Source organism: Arthrobacter sp. B055-34 (genome assembly GCF_059090425.1).
Genome location: NZ_JBNHFQ010000006.1, coordinates 116,588 through 134,860, shown reverse-complemented (window position 1 = coordinate 134,860; position 18,273 = coordinate 116,588). Strand labels below are relative to the sequence as shown.

The 18,273-nt window shown below is 64.7% G+C and carries 13 protein-coding genes; 4 read left to right on the top strand and 9 right to left on the bottom strand.

Going from position 1 to position 18,273, the window contains the following annotated elements; genetic code table 11:
- Positions 1 to 36 precede the first annotated feature (36 nt).
- A complete protein-coding gene (dut, locus tag AC5RWO_RS13060; RefSeq protein ID WP_498731824.1) occupies positions 37 to 504 on the bottom strand; it encodes a dUTP diphosphatase in 468 nt (155 codons plus the stop codon).
- A 161-nt stretch (positions 505 to 665) separates the two neighbouring features.
- Here dut and AC5RWO_RS13055 point away from each other — a divergent pair, with 161 nt between their 5' ends.
- Positions 666 to 1,166 carry a DUF3093 domain-containing protein gene (locus tag AC5RWO_RS13055; RefSeq protein ID WP_498731823.1) on the top strand — a complete coding sequence of 167 codons (501 nt, stop codon included), beginning with the start codon at positions 666 to 668 and terminating at the stop codon, positions 1,164 to 1,166.
- A 115-nt stretch (positions 1,167 to 1,281) separates the two neighbouring features.
- Here AC5RWO_RS13055 and AC5RWO_RS13050 read toward each other — a convergent pair whose 3' ends face one another.
- Positions 1,282 to 1,581, bottom strand: a complete 300-nt coding sequence (locus AC5RWO_RS13050) for a DUF4193 domain-containing protein (protein ID WP_139003716.1) — start codon at positions 1,579 to 1,581, stop codon at positions 1,282 to 1,284.
- 301 nt (positions 1,582 to 1,882) lie between these two features.
- On the opposite strand from AC5RWO_RS13050, the gene sepH reads away from it, so the two are divergent.
- Positions 1,883 to 3,133: a septation protein SepH gene (gene sepH / locus AC5RWO_RS13045; RefSeq protein WP_498731822.1), complete on the top strand. Its 1,251-nt coding sequence runs from the start codon at positions 1,883 to 1,885 to the stop codon at positions 3,131 to 3,133.
- Positions 3,134 to 3,201: 68 nt separating this feature from the next.
- Here sepH and AC5RWO_RS13040 read toward each other — a convergent pair whose 3' ends face one another.
- Genes AC5RWO_RS13040 through AC5RWO_RS13030 form a run of 3 tightly spaced genes read right to left on the bottom strand, consistent with a single transcriptional unit; the run spans position 3,202 to position 7,819 of the window.
- The gene (locus AC5RWO_RS13040; protein ID WP_498731821.1) at positions 3,202 to 4,395 is read right to left on the bottom strand and encodes an alkaline phosphatase family protein; all 1,194 of its coding nucleotides are present in this window, start codon (positions 4,393 to 4,395) and stop codon (positions 3,202 to 3,204) included.
- A 1-nt stretch (position 4,396) separates the two neighbouring features.
- Positions 4,397 to 5,062: a DUF5998 family protein gene (locus AC5RWO_RS13035; protein ID WP_498731820.1), complete on the bottom strand. Its 666-nt coding sequence runs from the start codon at positions 5,060 to 5,062 to the stop codon at positions 4,397 to 4,399.
- Between the two features lie 48 nt (positions 5,063 to 5,110).
- On the bottom strand, positions 5,111 to 7,819 hold the full coding sequence (locus AC5RWO_RS13030; protein ID WP_498731819.1) for a bifunctional acetate--CoA ligase family protein/GNAT family N-acetyltransferase: 2,709 nt from the start codon (positions 7,817 to 7,819) through the stop codon (positions 5,111 to 5,113).
- A gap of 47 nt (positions 7,820 to 7,866) precedes the next feature.
- On the opposite strand from AC5RWO_RS13030, the gene AC5RWO_RS13025 reads away from it, so the two are divergent.
- Positions 7,867 to 10,347 (top strand): DNA gyrase/topoisomerase IV subunit A, encoded by a 2,481-nt coding sequence (locus AC5RWO_RS13025; RefSeq protein ID WP_498731818.1) that lies wholly within the window; start codon positions 7,867 to 7,869, stop codon positions 10,345 to 10,347.
- Between the two features lie 23 nt (positions 10,348 to 10,370).
- Here the strand turns inward: AC5RWO_RS13025 and AC5RWO_RS13020 are convergent, their stop codons facing one another.
- Positions 10,371 to 12,113: an HNH endonuclease gene (locus tag AC5RWO_RS13020; protein ID WP_498731817.1), complete on the bottom strand. Its 1,743-nt coding sequence runs from the start codon at positions 12,111 to 12,113 to the stop codon at positions 10,371 to 10,373.
- A 190-nt stretch (positions 12,114 to 12,303) separates the two neighbouring features.
- Between AC5RWO_RS13020 and AC5RWO_RS13015 the strand changes: the two genes are divergently transcribed.
- Entirely contained in the window at positions 12,304 to 12,822 is a 519-nt protein-coding gene (locus tag AC5RWO_RS13015; protein WP_498731816.1) for a DinB family protein, read from the top strand.
- A 68-nt stretch (positions 12,823 to 12,890) separates the two neighbouring features.
- Here AC5RWO_RS13015 and AC5RWO_RS13010 read toward each other — a convergent pair whose 3' ends face one another.
- From AC5RWO_RS13010 to cydB, 3 genes are read right to left on the bottom strand one after another with little or no spacing between them, the layout of a single operon-like run.
- The gene (locus AC5RWO_RS13010; RefSeq protein WP_498731814.1) at positions 12,891 to 13,823 is read right to left on the bottom strand and encodes a GNAT family N-acetyltransferase; all 933 of its coding nucleotides are present in this window, start codon (positions 13,821 to 13,823) and stop codon (positions 12,891 to 12,893) included.
- Between the two features lie 58 nt (positions 13,824 to 13,881).
- Positions 13,882 to 17,223 carry a thiol reductant ABC exporter subunit CydD gene (gene cydD / locus AC5RWO_RS13005; protein WP_498731813.1) on the bottom strand — a complete coding sequence of 1,114 codons (3,342 nt, stop codon included), beginning with the start codon at positions 17,221 to 17,223 and terminating at the stop codon, positions 13,882 to 13,884.
- Entirely contained in the window at positions 17,220 to 18,239 is a 1,020-nt protein-coding gene (cydB, locus tag AC5RWO_RS13000; protein WP_498731812.1) for a cytochrome d ubiquinol oxidase subunit II, read from the bottom strand. The genes cydD and cydB overlap by 4 nt, the downstream gene beginning before the upstream one ends.
- Between the last annotated feature and the right edge of the window lie 34 nt (positions 18,240 to 18,273).

Genomic DNA, 18,273 nt, shown 5'->3' with positions numbered 1-18,273 from the left:
CTGGCTGGCCAGCGGCAGTTGTACTCGGTCGGCGCTTCATTGGGCTGCCGTAAAGCCGCCGGTCGATCCGAACCCGCCGGCGCCTCGAATGGAGCCGGGCAGCTCGTCGACATGTTCAAAGGCAGCGTGCTCTACGCGCTGGATGACCATTTGCGCAATGCGGTCCCCGCGCTTGAAGGTCAGGGTCTCGGCGGCATCCGTATTCAGCAGCGTGACGGCGATTTCGCCGCGGTAACCGGCATCAACCGTGCCCGGTGCATTAACGATGGTCAAGCCGTGTTTGGTCGCCAGTCCCGAGCGCGGATGAATCAACGCCACATACCCTTGCGGCAGCGCGATGGCCACACCGGTGGGGACAAGGATCCGCTCCCCCGGCCCGATCCTGAAGTCAATGCGGCTGCGAAGATCAGCCCCAGCGTCGCCAGGATGGGCGTAGCCCGGTGCCTCCAGACCGTCGTCGAGCATTTTCAGCTGAACGTTCAGCGTGGGTTGAATATCCTGCACTCGCTACCATTTCCTTGCCGATGGCGGCCCTGCCGCCGCGAGAGTTTCCGCACATCACTCTAACGCTTTTGGCGCAGAACAACTACGTCATGCGCTGCAGGCCCCGCGGCTCCGCCGGCCTCCGAGGTGAAAAGCCACGGGAAAGGTGAAAAGCTGGAATTATGAGCACAAACGCCACTCCCGCCGGTAACACCGGCTCCGCTTCCGGGACACCCGGAGCCGTCATTTACCAGGAACGCCTGTGGCCGAACTTCTGGATCTGGCTGATCGCGGCAGGCACGGCAGGAGCGGTGATTTTCGTGTTGGCACCGATCAGCCTGACCACCGCCTACATCGCAGCAGCGGTCGCCGCGGTCATTCTGGCGGTCCTGCTGATTGTTTCGGCACCGCGGATCACCGTGACCCAAAAAACGCTTCAGGTGGGCCGGGCGCAGATCGAGCGGGAATTCATTGGCCGGGTCGAGGCCTTCACGGGCGACGACGCCACGGCCCAGCGCGGAACGGAACTGAACGGCACCGCCTACATGTGTTTCCGCGGCTGGATCCAGCCGGTGGTCAAGATCGAGATCACCGACGAGGCAGACCGGACACCCTACTGGATCACCTCCACACGACGCCCGAAACAGCTCGTCGCGGCACTCTCGACCCCGCAAGACCAGTAACCAGCGGACCGCCGGCGGCCATCATTTGGCCGCCGGCGTATCCAGATCGTCCGACGGTGCCTGTACTCAGGCAACCGCTACCGCAGCAACCCCTGCCGCCGGTAAGTTTGGCCGCTCAGCCCTCGCAGTCCTTGCAGTACAGGAGCCCGTCCTTTTCCCTGGCGACCTGGGACCGATGACGGACCAGGAAACAAGACGCACAGGTGAATTCATCTGCCTGTGCAGGCATGATGCGCACCGTCAGCTCTTCGCTGGACAGATCCGCCCCAGGCAACTCGAATCCTTCGGCCGCTTCGGCTTCGTCCTCGTCAACGACGGCGGACTGCTTGGTCGTGCGGTGGGTCTTCAGCTCCGCAATGGATTCCTCGCTAGTCTCGTCATCGGTCTTGCGAGGGGCATCGTAATCAGTCGCCATAATTGTGTCTTCACGCTCCGGTGTTGCAGTTGTAAGCCGGTCTTCCGGGCCGGCAAGCCCATCACGCCCGATGATGTGTCAGATCACAACGTCCGCGGCGGGGATTTTGTGCCCATAACGCGAAGATTGTGGCCTATTCGAAGCCCGAATATCAAACCATTCCTTCACCGGGCGCCGGATAAGCACCCCCACGGCGAAACTTCGGCCACGAACTGCACGCCACACCCGACCAAACAGTAGGTATTAGGCGCCATCGGTGGCAAAGTTTCAGGGAGGAATTGTCGTCTGGTGGAGGGTTTTCATGCAGGATCTACGGCTGGTGGGTGTCCATGAGGATGGCGAACATCTGCTGTTGAGCGGCGACGGCGGGGAAAGTTACCGCCTGGCGATTGATGAAGCACTCCGTTCCGCAGCAGCGCGCCCGTCAGTGCGGGTTCCCGCTGCTGATTCGGACAGCGGAGGCGCCGCGATGTCCCCCCGCGAGATTCAAGCCCGGATCCGGGCCGGAGCCTCTGCGGAACAGGTCGCCGCTGAATCGGGCCTCGACATGGCACGCATCCTGCGCTATGAAGGACCGGTCCGTGCCGAACGGGACTACATGGTCCAGCAGGCACAGCGCGTCGAGGTCGCTTCCGCGCTGCCGTCGCACGACAGCTACCGCTCTGCATTCGGAGACGCTCCCGCCACCCTTGGCGAGATGGTCGCCCACCGGGTTAATGCGTTCGGTATCGACGCGGCCTCATTGGAATGGGACTCCTGGCGGCGCCAGGACGGCGCATGGGTGATCGTCGCCCGTTTCGAGCCGCCCGCCGTTGCCAGCGGTTCAATCGGTGAGGAGCCTCCCGCCAAGTGGCTGTACAGCCCCACCAGCAAAACTGTGCAGAACAGTAACCGCTGGGCGCAGCAGCTCAGCGAACTTGAGCCCTTGGACGGCCCCGTCCCGGCGCGCCGACTCACGGCCGTGGCTGACCGGGTCTTCGACTTCGAGGCAGACACCGAAGCTGGTCCCGAAACTGACTCGGCCACCGGGGACGAAGACGCCACGGACTCGGACAATCTGTTGGAAGTGCTTCGGTCCCGCCGTGGCCAGCGCCTCGGTGTTGACGAAGAAGCCGACGACGCACTGGCGCTCCTGCTGACCCAGGGCGGTATCCCCGCTGCTCATCCGCGTGAGGGGATCCTGACCGGGGATGATACGGATGCAGACGGCAACGGCGGGCGGCCGAGCAGTCCGTTCACGCTGAGCCTCGCCTCATCTGGCCACGGAGCCGATTCTTCGCTCGATCTTCATCCGGGTGTCAGCATGGAGACCAGGGAAATAACGGTCTCCGGTGCTCCCTTGCCGGAGGAAAATGCGGATGCTGCACCGAACGCTGACTCCGAACCGGCCTCGGCCGATCAGAGCCAAAGCGCGGAGCCGGCAGAACCTGCAGAAGCGGCGTCGGCAGATGCGGCCGCGGCCGAAGAACAGCAGCGCAAGCGGTCTATGAAACCTAAACGCTCCAGCGTCCCGAGCTGGGACGAGATCGTTTTCGGCACCAAGCACGAGTAAGCCGGGCGGCCGCCTCCGGCAGTCCCCGGAACAGCAGGCGGCCTGAGCCGATCAGGACCGTTCTGCTGTTACTTTCCCTTGGCGGTGTTCTTCTTGCCGGGTGAACGGACCGTTGAGCCCAGCGTAAGCAACGGCACTTCGCGTTCGGCGCGGGTCAATGACCCGTGCTGGCCTACCACGTCCATGGCACGCTCCGCCACCCTGCGCGTATCGTACAGGGCGATCGGTTCCCGAGCCGCGATCATCAGATCCCCGATCCGAGGCAGAACAGAAGCATCCACGCGGCCGAAAAGTCCGTGAGCGACAGCTTCGTCCCGATCAAGAATCCAGGCATGCTTGCCGAACGACTCACGCCATGCTGTGGCGAGCTTGTCACGTTGCCGCGCACCGGCGTCGGGCTCTAGATACAAATGCACCAGCCGCGGTTCACCGCCCGTGTGGCGGACCCCCTCGACCAGTTCCGGCTGCAGGGAATAGTCGTGCCGGTGTTCACGGGAGACATCCAGCATGCCGTGATCCGCAGTCAGCAGGAGCAGCGTGTCCGCAGGCAACTGGCCGGCCAGCCGGCGCATGTCCGAATCCAGCTCCTCCAGGGCATTGCCCCATTCCACCGACGAACTGCCATACCGGTGCCCCGCCTTGTCCAGCTCGTTGAAGTACAGATAGACCAGCGCCTGGTCCTGCCCGGCCAGGGCCTCGACCGTGGCCTGGGTCCGTGCATGGCCCGTCGTCGCCGGGATGAAGGATCCGCCGCGCAGCGCCGCCTGCGTCATGCCGGAGTCGGCAAACTTGGGCAAACTGACGGTCGCAACCGAGACGTATTCAGCAGCGCGTTCAAACACGGTGGCATGCGGCTGCCACTTGCGCGGATCCACTTCCGCGTCCCAGCCGCCCAGCTGGTTGACCACCTTGTCCTGCGCCGGGTCCAGCACGTCGTAGCCGACCATGCCGTGCAGGCCGGGCTCAAGTCCTGTCCCTAAACTGGCGAGTGACGACGCCGTCGTTGACGGGAAGGCGCTGCGCAGCGTGCGCGAGTTTTCGAGGCATTTACGCAGGAACGGGGCATGCCCGCCGCGCTGTTTGAGCAGGGCTTTGCCCAGCCCGTCCACCATGACTACACAGATGCGCCTGGCTCCGGGCAGACCCAGGACATTCTCAAAACCCGGTACGTCAAGGGCTGCTGCCGCGCTGCTGAAGACGTCGGCTACGGTGTCCCGGCCGAAGTCTGGTGCCGGGGGCAGCGGTTCGTGATGCAACGGCATGCTAGCGCTGGTGGTGTCCGCGGGCCAGCCTGGTCCCCAGGCGTTGGCGCGGCTGCACCGTTTCCGCGGTCCGGACCGGGACCGGGGTGGACGTATTGACCTTCCGCAGTGCGCGGGCAAAGCTCTTGGCATTCTGGACGGCCTGCGACCCATCCGCTTCGGCGCTGACCCGCAGGACGATGTCTTCCTGCACAATGTTGCCGGTGTAGCCATGGTCCGCGTCACACTGGGGATCGGCACATCCTGCCGGGCCCATATCCAGGCGCTGCCCGCCGGACCAGGCGATAGCCAGCGTGAGCTCCCGGGCCTGATCCGATGGCTTGTAGTCCTGGGGCTGGGCGTAGATGTAGCTGAGTACAACGGAACGGATCTGGCTGACCGGAACCGATTCCGTGGAGATCTGCGCAACCATCTGCTGCCCGGCATCGTCGAGCTGTTGGTCGTCGACATGGGTGATCACCAGCATGTCCTCGGTCAGTACCAGGACGGTGATGTGGCGGTGCACTTCGTTGCGGTCAAAATGGGTTTCCAAGTGCACCACGTGGGACAGCGGCTCGCGCTCGTCGAGAGCGTCATGAACCACATCGGCCACCATAACGGGGTAGAAACCTGCCCTGTTCAGGTCCTCGTCGAGGCTGCGTCGTTCGGTGGTTGAAGAATGGCTCATGAGTCCATTTTTGCGCAGCCGGTCAGCTAAAGCGAACTGCGCGCCGTCTCAGTCCCGCATCGCGCGGCGCGCACTGTCCGTGCGCTGGGCGTGGTTGGCCAACCGCAAGTCCGCGCTGAGCACCGTCAGACCCTGCGGCGACACTAGAACGGGGTTGAATTCGAGCAAAGCGATTTCCGGATGGTCGTCCTTCATCAGGGCCACACGGTTGATGAGGTCTTCGAGCGAGGCGACGTCCACCGCCGGCAGGCCTTGGTATCCAAACAGCTTTGTTGCCGCCCGTGGGCCGCGTACCAGGTCGGCCACGTCCACCGAGGTCAGGGGCGGGATCCGGTGGGACCAGTCCCCCAGCAGGTTCACCGCGTCGCCCGCCAGCCCGAAGGACACGACCGGCCCCAGCAGCGGATCTTCGATCGCCCGCACCGTGCAGGACTGGCCGGACGGCGCCATTGCCTGGATCTCCAATCCGATGTCACCAAACGGCTTGAGGGTCTGGCGCATGTGTTCGATGTTGTGCCGAAGCGACTCAGCATTCACGATATTGAGCCGCACGCCACCCAGATCCAGCCGCTGGCGCAGCCGCTCATCAGTGGCTTTCAGCGCCACCGGCCAGCCCAAAGAGTCGGCAGCCGCTACCGCTTCGTCCGTCGTAGTGAAACCCGCCGACGGCAGCACCGATATCCCGTAGCACGCGAGCAGCTCGCCGGCTTGCTCCGCCGTCGTGGTGACTAGCCGCGCCCCGGAGACGCCTTCGATGAGGCCGTCAATCAGCGCGACAGCCTCGTCACGGCGCAACCCGGTCGGCGCGACAACTTCGCCTTGGTCCCTGGCCAGCCATTCGGTGTAACGGACTACCGCCGACAGCGCAGCGATTGCGGCACCGGGACTTGAGTAGCTGGGGACGGCAGGCTGACGCGCACCGGCTTGCCCCGCAGAATCGGCGGCGAGCAGGCCTTCAACCCGCACCGCCGGGTCAAGAATCCCGGTAAAGGCCGCTACCACCGGTTTGCCTGCGTCCGCCGAGCACTCCTGCAGGACTCTTGCTACATCATCGGTACCCAGTCCGACCGCGGGCAGGAGAGTGACGACGGCGGAATGCACATCGGGTGAGCGCAGTGCCTCCATCAGCTTCCTTCGCAGCAGGTCCAGGGCAACAGACTGGCCGGTGTTCAGGTCCAGGCCCGTTTCCAGGCGGGCGACCTTCAGTTCGTGGGTAGCGGCCGCGTCCGCCACAACCTTGCCCAGTGCCAGCGAATTGCTGAAAACCGCCAGTCCGGGCCCTTGTGGCTGCGCCTGGCTCACGAGGATCTGGGCAATGTCCATCAGTTCTTCATTGGTTCCGACCCGGATGACTCCGGACTGGCGCAGCATCGCGTCCAGGGCGCCCTGTGGAGCCTGCGTCGTCCGCACATGGTGTCCGGGCGGCAGCTGCAGGCCCATGAGGTCTGATTTTGCCACAATGACCGGTTTGCTCCGGGAGAGCCTCCGGGCGATGCGCGAGAACTTTCTGGGGTTGCCGAAGGACTCCAGGTACAAGCCGACGGCGCTGGTAGCCGGATCATCTTCCCAGAACTGCATGACGTCGTTGCCGGAAACGTCTGCCCGGTTTCCGGCCGAAAGCGTGGAAGATAGTCCCAGCCCGCGCCTTGCAGCTGCGGCATAAAGCATCACGCCGATCGCGGCGGACTGGCTGAAAAGTCCCAACGGCCCGAGCTTCGGCAGTTTCGGCGCTATCGACGCGTTGAGCGACACTTTAGGATCCGTGTTGATGACGCCCAACGATGCCGGTCCGATCACCCGCATGCCGTTGGCGCGGGCGTTGCGGACCAACTCCCGCTGGCGGGACAGGCCCTCAACGCGGTCATCGGCAAATCCGCCGGTGGCAACGATGAGACCCTTCACGCCGGCATCAGCGCATTCCTGCACTACTTTGAGAACCTGCTCATAGGGAACGGCGATGATGGCCAACTGCACCTCGTGGGGCACCTCGGCGATTGTGGCGTATGAAACCAGACCACCGAGCTCGAAGGCCTGGGGGTTAATGGCATAAACGGTCCCTTGGAAACCGCCCTCCACGATGTGTTCCAGCAGCGAATAACCCACACTGCCCCACTCGCGGCTGGCCCCGATAACTGCGATTGACGACGGCGCCAGCAGCGCGGCGACACTTCGCGCCTCTGCACGGTGTTCGCGCGATTCCATCACAGCTCTGGAGCGCTCTGTGGGGTCGATGTCGAACTCAAGCATCACCACCCCGTCGTCAAAACGACGCCGGACCTCGTATCCGGCGTCGTTAAAAACGGTGATCATCTTGCGGTTCTCGGGCAGCACTTCGGCCGAGAACTTGCGGATTCCGTTTTCCCGGGCGGCGGCGGCCAGGTGCTCCAGCAGGATAGATCCAAGACCACGACTCTGATGGGTATCAGCTATGTTGAAAGCAACCTCGGCTTCCGCCGGATCATCCAGCCGGTCGTACCGGCCGATTCCGATTATTTCGCTGGCAATGGTGATGACAAAGGCCACGCGGTTGCTATAGTCCACGTTGGTGAATCGCGCCAGCTCACGTGAACTGAGCTTGGATTTGTAAGTGAAGAAACGCAGGTAAATCGAGCTCTCCGACTGACCCACGTGGAAGGCCTGAAGAGCGTCTGCATCCTCCGGGACGATGGGGCGTAAATGCGCTGTACCGCCGTCTCGAAGGACGACATCAGCTTCCCAGTATTCTGGATAGTCCGGGGTTTGCGCCTCTTCCACCATAGACTCACTGTAACCGTTAATAAGCAGTAAGGACCCGAGCTTTTCACATGGCCCGTCGACAGAAGACCGTTCAGGACGAACCGGACTACACCGAGAACATCGTTGACATAGATGTCACGGCCGAGATGGAAGGCTCGTTCCTGGAGTACGCCTATTCGGTGATTTATTCACGGGCGTTGCCTGACGCCCGCGACGGCCTGAAACCAGTGCAGCGGCGCATTCTGTACATGATGAGCGAGATGGGCCTTCGCCCGGACCGCGGGCACGTTAAGTCGGCACGTGTGGTCGGTGAAGTCATGGGTAAGCTGCACCCTCACGGCGACACAGCCATCTACGACGCAATGGTGCGCATGGCCCAGGCGTTTGCGCTACGTATGCCGCTGATCGACGGCCACGGCAACTTCGGATCGCTCGACGACGGACCTGCGGCACCCCGGTATACCGAGGCCAGGCTCGCCGCTTCGGCGCTGTCGCTGACGGACCATCTTGACGAAGATGTCGTCGACTTCGTGCCCAACTACGACAACCAGATCATGCAGCCGGAAGTCCTCCCGGCGGCATTTCCCAATCTGTTGGTCAACGGCTCCTCCGGCATCGCCGTCGGTATGGCCACCAACATGGCCCCGCACAACCTCGGCGAGGTTATTGGCGCAGCACAGCACCTGATCCAGAATCCGGACGCGCAGCTAGACGACATCATGCGCTTCGTGCCGGGACCCGATCTCCCCACAGGCGGCAAGATCGTCGGCCTCGACGGTATCCGTGACGCCTACGCCACGGGCCGGGGCTCCTTCAAGACCCGGGCCACCGTCCAGGTCGAACAACTCACCGCCCGACGGACCGGCCTCGTCGTGACCGAACTGCCCTACATGGTTGGTCCGGAGAAGGTCATCGAAAAGATCAAAGACGCGGTGACGTCCAAGAAACTTCAAGGCATCAGCGACATCGTTGACCTCACCGACCGCAACCATGGCCTGCGCTTGGTCATTGAACTCAAGAACGGCTTCAACCCGAACGCCGTCCTGCAGCAGCTGTACCGCTATTCGCCGATGGAAGATTCCTTCGGCATCAACAACGTCACGCTGGTAGAGGGCCAGCCCCGGACACTGGGGCTCCTCGAGTTGCTGCAGGTGTACGTGGATCACCGCATCGATGTGGTCCGCAGGCGCACCGCCTTCCGGTTAGGCAAGAAGAAGGACCGCCTGCATCTGGTTGAGGGCCTCCTCATTGCAATCGTCGATATCGACGAAGTCATCCAGATCATCCGTGCCTCGGAAGAAACTGCCGAAGCACGGCAGCGCCTCATCGCGGTCTTCGACCTCACGGAAATCCAGGCCAACCACATCCTCGAACTGAGGCTGCGGCAGCTGACCAAGTTCTCCCGGATTGAGCTGGAGAAGGAGCAAGAGCAGCTGCGCCAGGAGATTGAGGCGCTGGAAGAAATACTGAACTCCGAGTCCAAACTGCGCCAGCTGGTTTCGGATGAACTCGGCGAAGTCGCGGCGAAACACGCCACTCCCCGCCGAACAATCCTGCTTGAATCGGAAGCCACGGGCGCTCTTACCAGTGCCACCGTGGCACCTGCAGGCAAAAAAGGAACCAAAGTACCCGTCCAGCTGGAAATCGCCGACGATCCCTGCTGGGCGATCCTCTCAGCCTCGGGACAATTAGCACGAACTGCTAACCAGGATGAATTGCTCGACGGCGGCCAACGTGTCAAGCACGATGTGTTCACGTCAGTGGTCAAAACCTCGGCGCGGGCCGAGATTGCCGCCGTCACGTCCTTGGGACGTATGCTCCGGCTGCAGGTAGTGGATATGCCGGCCCTCGCTCCATCCGCGGGAATTCCGAATTTGACCGGCGGTGTCCCTGCCCGCGAATTCATCACGCTGGCCAAGGGGGAAACCTTGGTGGCCTTAGCGCCGCTGAATGCTGTTCTCGCCATTGGCACGGCTCGGGGCATAGTCAAACGGGTCAGCCCGGACTATCCACTCAACCGTGAGGATTGGGACATCATTTCGCTCAAGCCCAAGGACTATATCTTGGGCGTAACAGCAGCTGCCGAAGGCGATGACTTGGTCTTCATGACCAGGCAGGCACGGTTCTTGCGCTTCCCGGCCGCCACAGTCCGACCTCAGGGTCGCACGGCTGGCGGCATGGCTGGCATCAAACTTACTGAAGACGACGAGGTAGTGTTCTTCGGTGCCGTGGATCCTAACGATGACGCCGCCGTCGTCGTCACTATTGCTACGACGGCGCAAGCCTTGCCCGGGACATCTCCGGGATCTGTGAAGGTCACCGCACTCGAGGAGTTCCCGGCCAAGGGCAGGGCCACGGCCGGAGTGAGGGCGCATCGCTTCCTCAAGGGCGAAGACCAGCTCAGCTTGGGCTGGGCAGGCCACGGTCCGGCTAAGGCCTCCGCGGCCAGCGGTGTGACTCGTTCCCTCCCCACGGAACATGGACGCCGGGACGGCTCCGGCATTCCGTTGTCACAGACGGTCGAAGCTGTTGGCCCGAGCCTGTCCTAACGGGACAAGCGACCCTTTGTCGGTCACGCCGCGCGGTAGTAAATGAAATCAACGGGACCGGTAATAGCTCGATGTACCGGGGGTTGGAGCAGTCCCTCTGCGGCCGGCTCTTCCACGGCCTCGAGGGGCGGCGCTTCCTGGGGCACAGGCACGCATTCTTCTTCGGGCGACAGCGCCCTCAAGTGTGGATTGAGGGCCGGCTCCGGTATCTCGTCCGGTTGTTCTGTTGCCGGTGGTGTGCCGGGCAGTGCTGGTGCGGTGGATTGGTAGGTGTGTCCGGTCGGGGTGGTGGTTTCCACGGTGTGCCGTGGTCCGGGGATTGTTCGGGCGTGCCAGCCGTCGGCTTCTTTCGCGAGGTTGCACGCTTCGCACAGGCCTTGCCCGTTGATCTCGCTGGTCTCTCCGGCGTCGCGCCAGGGCACGACGTGGTCGTGGTGGCGGATGGGTGCGTCGCACCACGGGGTGCGGCAGAGCTGGTCCCGTGCCTGGATGACCCGCTGCATCCCGGCGGGCATCAGCCGCGCACGCGAATCCATCCCGAGCAACTGCCCGGTACCCGGCGCGGTGTAAAGCCGGCGTACCCACACTTCCACCTCTTCCGAATCGCCGGGGGCGTTTCGTTTGAAGCCAGGGGGCCCGGTCGCCGTGCCGACTTCTCCTGTCTTGCCGGCGTCGCTGTCTCCTGCCTTTCCGGTGTCTCCGGTTCCTGCACCGGCACCGTTGGCCGGTACTGGTTCGTCTGTCGCTTTGAGCTTCCTTGCGTTGCCGTTAGTGGGGCCGCCGTCGATGCCGGTCCCGTCCGCGTTGCCGCCCGTTCCCTCGTTCTCGGTGTCGGTGTCGCCGGTGCGGAGCAGGTTCCGGGCCCATTGGGCGGGGACGATGCCGTACCCGCTCAGGTGGGCCGGTTCGGAGTCGCCCTGGAACAGGGTGCGGTCGGTCATGACCAGCTGCACTTCGATTTTCGCGGGGCTCTCCGCGGGCTGGCCGGTGACGCGTTCCACGAAGATGTCGGCCATGAGCTGTCCCCGGGAGCGTTCATCGCCCTGCGCCTTCAACCGGTCGGCTTCCTTCGCCAGGGCGGCGAGGACGGCCACGCCCTGCCCCGCCGGCAGCAGGCAGGACACCTGGGCCATGGTGTCCGGCGCCGGACGGCAGGAGACATGGCGTTCGGTTTCGGCTTTCGCCGCCCTCCGGACCACCGACAGGGGATCCAGCCGCAGCGCGGCCTGCTTCGCCAGCGCCCCGATCCGTTTATCCCCGCACCCGTGCAGCGTCTTCGGATCCGCACACAGTTCCTTATCGATGCGGGCGCGGTCTTCCACGCTCAGGCAGGCGGTTTCGCGGACCAGGATGGTCGCCCGCCACTCGTTCAGCCGGCCTTCTGCCAGCGCCCTATAGGTGTGCGGCATTTCCCTGATCAGCGTGGTCGCCAAGCCCAGGTGCTTCCCGCCCCGGTTCGGGGAGTCCTTCCTAGCCAACCCGATCTCCTTCGCCAGGCCCCGGCCCCGCCTCTCCGCCGGGACCCCGGCCGCGGCCCGGGCCTCCCGGCGGGAGGCAACAAACGCTTCGGTCTCCCGCGCCTGCGCAGCAGCGAGGGCGCCCTTGAGTTCCTCCAGCGCGGTGATCCGGTCGATCCGCACCCCCTCCGAAACATGCTGGTCCAGACCTGCAAGTTCGGCGGCCCAGCCGCGGACCAGCACAGCACCCGGATCGCCGGGAACCGGCTTCACCGGGTCCATCTCTGCTGGAACGATTGACTCGAACATACATTCGATTCTACCGTGGACGTGATGGAGGGCACAAGCGTTTAGTCCGGCGGTGGACTAACCAGAAAGGTGGTGCTGGATAAGAGGAAAAGCTCGCCCGATTCCAGCGCGAAGCAGGAGTCATGCCCGTCGTCGCCGGCTCGTCCCCACGGGCCTCCGCCACGATAGTCCTGCTGGATAGACTGGCCGCATGGCGATCATTCCTGACACAAAAGACTGGACCTGGGTTACCGAGCGGGCATGCCGGGACTGTGGTTTTGACCCCACGGGCGTTACACCGGATCAGGTAGGTCCTGCTGTCCGGGAAACCATCCCTCGTTGGCAATCCGTCCTCGCCCGTCCGCAAGTCGCTGAGCGGGGAAACGAGTCGGTATGGTCCGGCTTGGAGTACGGCGCCCATGTCCGCGATGTCTGCAGGGTCTTCGAAAATCGCTTGGCCTTGATGCTGTCGCGCAACAATCCAAGCTTCGCTGACTGGGACCAGGATGCCGCGGCCGTTGAGGACGGCTACGGCATGCAGGATCCGAGCGAGGTGTCACAAGAGCTTGAAGACGCCGCGCTGTCCGTTTCGGCTGCCTTCGACGCCGTCGTAGTCGATCAGTGGGAACGCCAGGGCGTGCGCAGTAACGGCTCGATCTTCACCGTAACCAGTCTTGGCGCGTATTTTCTGCACGATGTGCTCCATCACCTGCACGACGTCAACGGCTGACTCCGGGCCGACGCTTCCATCAGGCAATTCCTACCAAGGCAACTCACACCTAGCCAGCCCATATCGGGTCAGGTGAGCTGCTTGTCGTAGGCCAGGTCCCTCTTGGTCGGCACGTAACCCATCCGGCTGTAAAGACCCAGGGCGCCGCTCGGATTTTCGGTGTCTACGCCCAACCCGGCGTTCTCCATGCCGCCGGCTTTGAAACGGCGCATGGCCTCAGCCAGCAGAGCCGGCGCGATTTTCCGGCCGCGCCAGGCCCGCCGGACGCCGAGCAGGTCGGTGAATCCTTCGTCATGCCCGGCCTGCAGGCGGTAGTCCGGATCAAAACTGGCCAACTGGTACGCGACTGTTTCGCCGGTAGCAGTCTCGATGATGGACATGCTCCATTCAGGCTTGAGCTGCGGGTGGCTCACCACAAACTTCCATTTCTGCTCGTCCTTTGGCTCGCTGCCCCAGTGGTCGGCAAAGGCCTCATTATGGGCGGATCGTACCGCTTCGCTCTGGTCCGGATCGAGAGTGGCGAAGACATAGCCGTCCGGCAGCGGCAGATCCGGTATCGGATCGGCAAGCGAGCGGGTCATCTCCGTGAAATAGCGGACAACCTTCGCGCCAACGGCCCCCATCAGCGCATTGTGCGCCAAATCCCGTTCCTCTGTATACGTGCGCAGGACACCGCCGCTGATACCGGCGTCCAGGAACCGTTGGCGCTGGCATTCTTCCTGCCAGCGGTAGACCGCCCGCCCGATCCCGCGTCGGCGCCACCGCGGATCTACGCCGCCCCACGCGTATGCCGTGGCCGAGCCGGCGTTTGCCCTGACGTTGCCGACAGCGCGGGCAGTCCCGTCGGCGTCGGTCCCCATCAGGGTGGTCGCGGCCGGGTCATTCGCAGCGGATTCAAAAGCCTCTTCAAGGTCCGCGCGCGTTTCGACCCATACCGGTTTATCTACTTCGGCCATGCGCCGGATCAGGGCATGCCAGTTGTCGATGTCCGGGGTTGTCATGGGCCGCCAGTCCAGACGGACGTCGAGGTAATCAGGAAGCGCCGGGCTGTTCATGCCTTTAGGCTAAGGCAGGCAGCGGCGCGGGGGAACCCAGTTCCAGCCGCAGCTCGCAGGACTTCGCCTCGGAGGGCCGGTGCGTGACCATGACTACCGCCTTGCCTGCAAGCGCCCGGCGGAGGTCGGCCAGCAGCGCCTCCGCAGCTTCGCGGTCCAGATGTGCCGTCGGCTCGTCCAGCAGGAGCACCTCCGCGTGGGTCAGCAGCGCACGGGCCACCGCGACACGCTGGCGCTGGCCACCGGAGAGGAAATGTCCGTTCGGCCCAATACGGGTATCAAGTCCGTCCGGCAGACCTGCCACGAAACTGCCAAGGCCGACGTCGTCAATCGCCTTGAGCAGCTCGGCCTCCGATGGAGGATCGGCTTTACTCCGCGCCAGCATCAGGTTGGCGCGCAAAGTCGAGTTGAACAGGTGCGACTCCTGCGGCGTCCAGGCAATGCCTCTGCCGGCGCCCGGTGTAGCGGAGTCCACCGGCTGGCCGTTCACCAGATACCGGCCCTGCTGCGGCTCAAGGAACCCGAGCAGCACGCCCAGCAGGGTCGACTTCCCGCTGCCAGACCGGCCAGTCACCGCCAGCCACTGCCCCGGCCGCAGCTCCAGGTCCAGTCCGCTGAATACGGGACGGGGCTGTCCGGGATAGGCGTAAGCGACCTGCTCAAGGCGTAGCGAGGAGAACTCCCCGCGCGCCCGGGAATCCTCGGTGCTGCTGGAGGGGATGTCCTCGGTTCCCAGTTCCGGCAGCACGCGCTCCCCCAGCCCGCGCCAGGCGCCCCATTGCTGCACTGCGGTATTGACTGCGGCGTAGGGCTCGACCAGCGCCAACTGCATCAAAATCACGACGGCGGCAGCTCCGGGCACTGTTCCAGCAGACTGGGTGATCATCACCACGGCGCTGACCGAACAGGCCAGGACGGTCACGCCGTGGCCGAATCCCTGCGCCCACGCACTATGCTGCAGCGCCGCCGTCGTTCTGGAATCCAGGTTCTGGGTCCGTTTCAACAGCGGGGCATCCGCGCCATTGGCCCGCAGATCCGCGGCGGCGCCCAGCAGCCGTGCAAAAGCGTTCAGCGACTGCCCTTTCAAGCCCACCGTCGCGGCTTGCGCCGAACGGTCGGCCAGGCGGGTCAGGGCGGGCGCCACCAGGATCCCGACGATGGCGAGCAGAATCTGCCACACCAGGCCTGACGGCATCAGCAGTGCGGTAGCCACGCACGAGGCCAGGGCGGTCAAGACTCCCACCAACGGCGCGAACACTGCGCGCGGGGCGATGTCGCGCAGTTCATCGACGTCGCCGATCAGCCGTTCCAGGGCTCCCCCGCCCCGGGCAAGTTTCCGCCAGCCCGCCGGACGCTGCAGCAGCCCGTTCCACAAGCGCGTCCGCAGCCGGTCCGTACTTTCGAAGACGGCATCATGCAGGCGCAGACGCTCGTGATAGCGCAGCACGGAACGGCCCAGACCGAAGAACCGCACCCCGACAATGGAGGTCATCAGGTACAGGATCGGCGGCTGCTCACTGGCGTAGACGATGAGCCAGCCGGACAGGCCGCTGAGCGAGACCGCGAACAGCGTAGCGCCGAGTCCGAAGAACAGGGCGGCCACAAACTGCCTGCTCCAGGGCCGGAGCATGGCGAGGTTCCGCCACAGGGACGGCCGCTGGGCAGGCTGGCCCTCATCGACGGCGTCACGGACAGCGACAGCCGCTTCGGTTTCCGGTCCGGATGCCGGGGTCGGATGCGTTACTCCGCTCACCGGACTCGTGCCGGTACCGATCTCGATCAACTGGTCCGCAAGTCTTGCGGTTGCAGGATCGTGTGCCACCAGGACTACGGTGATGCGTCCGCGCAGCCGCTTCAGGGCGTCTTCGATGGCACGGGCACTGGCCGCGTCGACATGGGCGGTCGGTTCGTCTGCCAGCAGCATCCGAACTCCAGGTACGTTTTCTACCCGTGCCAGGGCGCGGGCCACGGCGACCCGCCGCAGTTCGCCCGGGCTGAGGTCGCCGGTGGCCGCGTCGATCAGAGCGGTCCCGTTGACCTCTGACAGCGCACGCTCAGCAGCCCGTCGCCCCGCCGAAGACGCCGGCAGGCCGGCATACAGTGCGATCTCGTCCGCTACCGTCAGCTCCGCCGGCACCGGATGCTGCGGAATCCAGGCAATCTGGTTCCTGCCGACTCCTGCCACGGAGCCGGCGACCGCGGCGCCCGCCCCGTCCCGCCGCACACCGGCGAGGACTTCCAGGACAGAGGTTTTGCCGCAGCCGCTGGGGCCGGCCAACGCCGCAATTCCGCCGGCAGGCACGGTGAAGTCCAGCCCATCGACCACCGCCTTCGCACGCCCCGGGTAGCGGATGCTCAAGTTTGACACCGCAATGGCCCCCTTTTGTGCATCGGCGGAAACCAGCGGCCGGCTCGCAGGCGAGTCGAGCACCGCGTTGCTGCGTTTGAGCGCTTCGAGTCCGTCCTCGCTGGAATGGTGCGCGCTGCCCAGATCTCGAAGCGGCTGGTAGCAGTCGGGAGCCAGAATCAGCGCGAGCAAACCGGCTTCGAGCGGCATCTCGCCGTGCACCAGCCGCACGCCGATGAACACGGCGACCACGGCCACCGAGATCGTGGCAATCAGTTCCAGGGCCAGCGAAGACAGGAAGGCGACGCGCAGGGTGGCCAGGGTGCGGCCGCGGTATTCGGCGGCAACGTCGCTCAGCGCGCGCGTCTGGGCAGCGGCACGGCCGAGCCCCACGAGTACCGGCAGCCCGCGGGCCAGTTCCAGCAGGTGGTCCGAGAGCCGGTCCAGCGCCGCGGCGGCTTCCTGGGCCTTGTCCTCGGTGTGCTGGCCGATCAGAATCATGAAGACCGTCACCAGCGGGATAGTCAGCACCACTACCAGCGCGCTGACCCAGTCCGCACCAAGAATGCGCAGGCCAACCAGCAGAGGCACGACGGCGCAGGTCACCAGGGCGGGAAGGTACTTGCTGTAGTAGTTATCCAGCGAATCCAGGCCGCGCGTCACCAGGACGGTCAGGGCGCCGCTCCCGGCGACGGCGCTGGCCCCGCCGTCGTCGATTATCCGCCGGGTCAGGTCCGCGCGCAACTCCTGCTTGACGCCGGCAGCGGCGCGTTGGGCCACAGTTTCCTGAGCCCAGACAGCCAGCGCGCGCAGCACGGTGCCGGCCGCTCCCAGCACCATAACGTGCTGCCAGGCGAGGCTACCGGCCGCCAATCCGGCAATACCGGCGGCAACGGCCTCGGCCAGCAAAATGAGACCGAGCGCCTTGCATCCGGCCAGCAGGCCCAGCAGATAGAGCGCCCGCCTGCTCGTGGCGCTGACCGGAAGCAGCGGCTTCACTGCGGGACGACGGCGTGGGCGGCCGGGATCGAGGAGGCACTGACTCGTCTCCGGAAGACCCAGTAGGTGTAGCCCTGGTACACCAGTACTGCGGGAATCCCGAAGGCGGCAATAACGCTCATCACGCCCAACGTGTAATCCGACGAGGACGCAGAGGTGACAGTCAGGTTGTAGGCGGTGTCGATGGTGGACGGCAGCACGTTCGGGAACGCCGCAGTGAAAATGGTTGCGGTGCCCGCCAGCAGGAAGATGCCCAGGCCCCCGAAACTCCAGCCGTCCCGTTCCCGCCGGGCCATCATCCACGCGAACACGGCACCGAGGACGGCCAGCAGCAAGGTCACATAGGTCACGGATTTGCCGCCGGCCGCCACCACGGCGACGGCCCACAACGCCAGCGGCAGCAGGGCCACGGGCAGCCAGCGAAGCAACAGTTTGCGGGCGCGGACCCGGATGTCGCCGTCGGTCTTGAGCGCCAGGAACGCTGCCGCGTGCACGATGCAGAAAAAGACGACGGCCAGACCGCCGAGGACCGCATAGCCGTTGAACCAGGCAAAGGGTCCACCCACCCGGTCCCCGTTCTCGTTCAGCGGCAGCCCTGTGGTGGTCAGTGCCAGCATGGCTCCGACGCCGAAGGCGGCCACGACGGAGCCCAGGACTATGGCCCAGTCCCAGACGCTGCGCCAGCGGTCGGAGTCCATCTTGCCGCGGTACTCGAAGGCAACCGCGCGGAAGATCAAGGCGAGCAGCACGAAAACCAGCGGCAGGTACAGGGCCGAGAACAGTGAGGCGTACCAGTGCGGGAAGGCCGCGAAGGTGGCGGCACCGGCGGTGACCAGCCAGACCTCGTTGCCGTCCCAGACCGGTCCCACGGTGTTCAGCAGCACCCGGCGCTCGGTGTTGTTACGGGCGAAGCCGCGCATAAGCATGCCGACGCCCAGATCAAAACCCTCCAAGAACAGGTAACCGGTCCAGAAGAAGGCGATGATGATGAACCAAAGAGTAGGCAGGGTTTCCATTCAGATCTCCAGACTTTCCGGATCGGATACGGCC

Bases quoted from the DNA above. Each gene is read 5' to 3' on its own strand.
- AC5RWO_RS13055 (WP_498731823.1), top strand. From the start codon at position 666: ATGAGCACAAACGCCACTCCCGCCGGTAACACCGGCTCCGCTTCCGGG.
- AC5RWO_RS13050 (WP_139003716.1), bottom strand. From the start codon at position 1,581: ATGGCGACTGATTACGATGCCCCTCGCAAGACCGATGACGAGACTAGC.
- sepH (WP_498731822.1), top strand. From the start codon at position 1,883: ATGCAGGATCTACGGCTGGTGGGTGTCCATGAGGATGGCGAACATCTG.
- AC5RWO_RS13040 (WP_498731821.1), bottom strand. From the start codon at position 4,395: ATGCCGTTGCATCACGAACCGCTGCCCCCGGCACCAGACTTCGGCCGG.
- AC5RWO_RS13035 (WP_498731820.1), bottom strand. From the start codon at position 5,062: ATGAGCCATTCTTCAACCACCGAACGACGCAGCCTCGACGAGGACCTG.
- AC5RWO_RS13030 (WP_498731819.1), bottom strand. From the start codon at position 7,819: ATGGTGGAAGAGGCGCAAACCCCGGACTATCCAGAATACTGGGAAGCT.
- AC5RWO_RS13025 (WP_498731818.1), top strand. From the start codon at position 7,867: ATGGCCCGTCGACAGAAGACCGTTCAGGACGAACCGGACTACACCGAG.
- AC5RWO_RS13020 (WP_498731817.1), bottom strand. From the start codon at position 12,113: ATGTTCGAGTCAATCGTTCCAGCAGAGATGGACCCGGTGAAGCCGGTT.
- AC5RWO_RS13015 (WP_498731816.1), top strand. From the start codon at position 12,304: ATGGCGATCATTCCTGACACAAAAGACTGGACCTGGGTTACCGAGCGG.
- AC5RWO_RS13010 (WP_498731814.1), bottom strand. From the start codon at position 13,823: ATGACAACCCCGGACATCGACAACTGGCATGCCCTGATCCGGCGCATG.
- cydB (WP_498731812.1), bottom strand. From the start codon at position 18,239: ATGGAAACCCTGCCTACTCTTTGGTTCATCATCATCGCCTTCTTCTGG.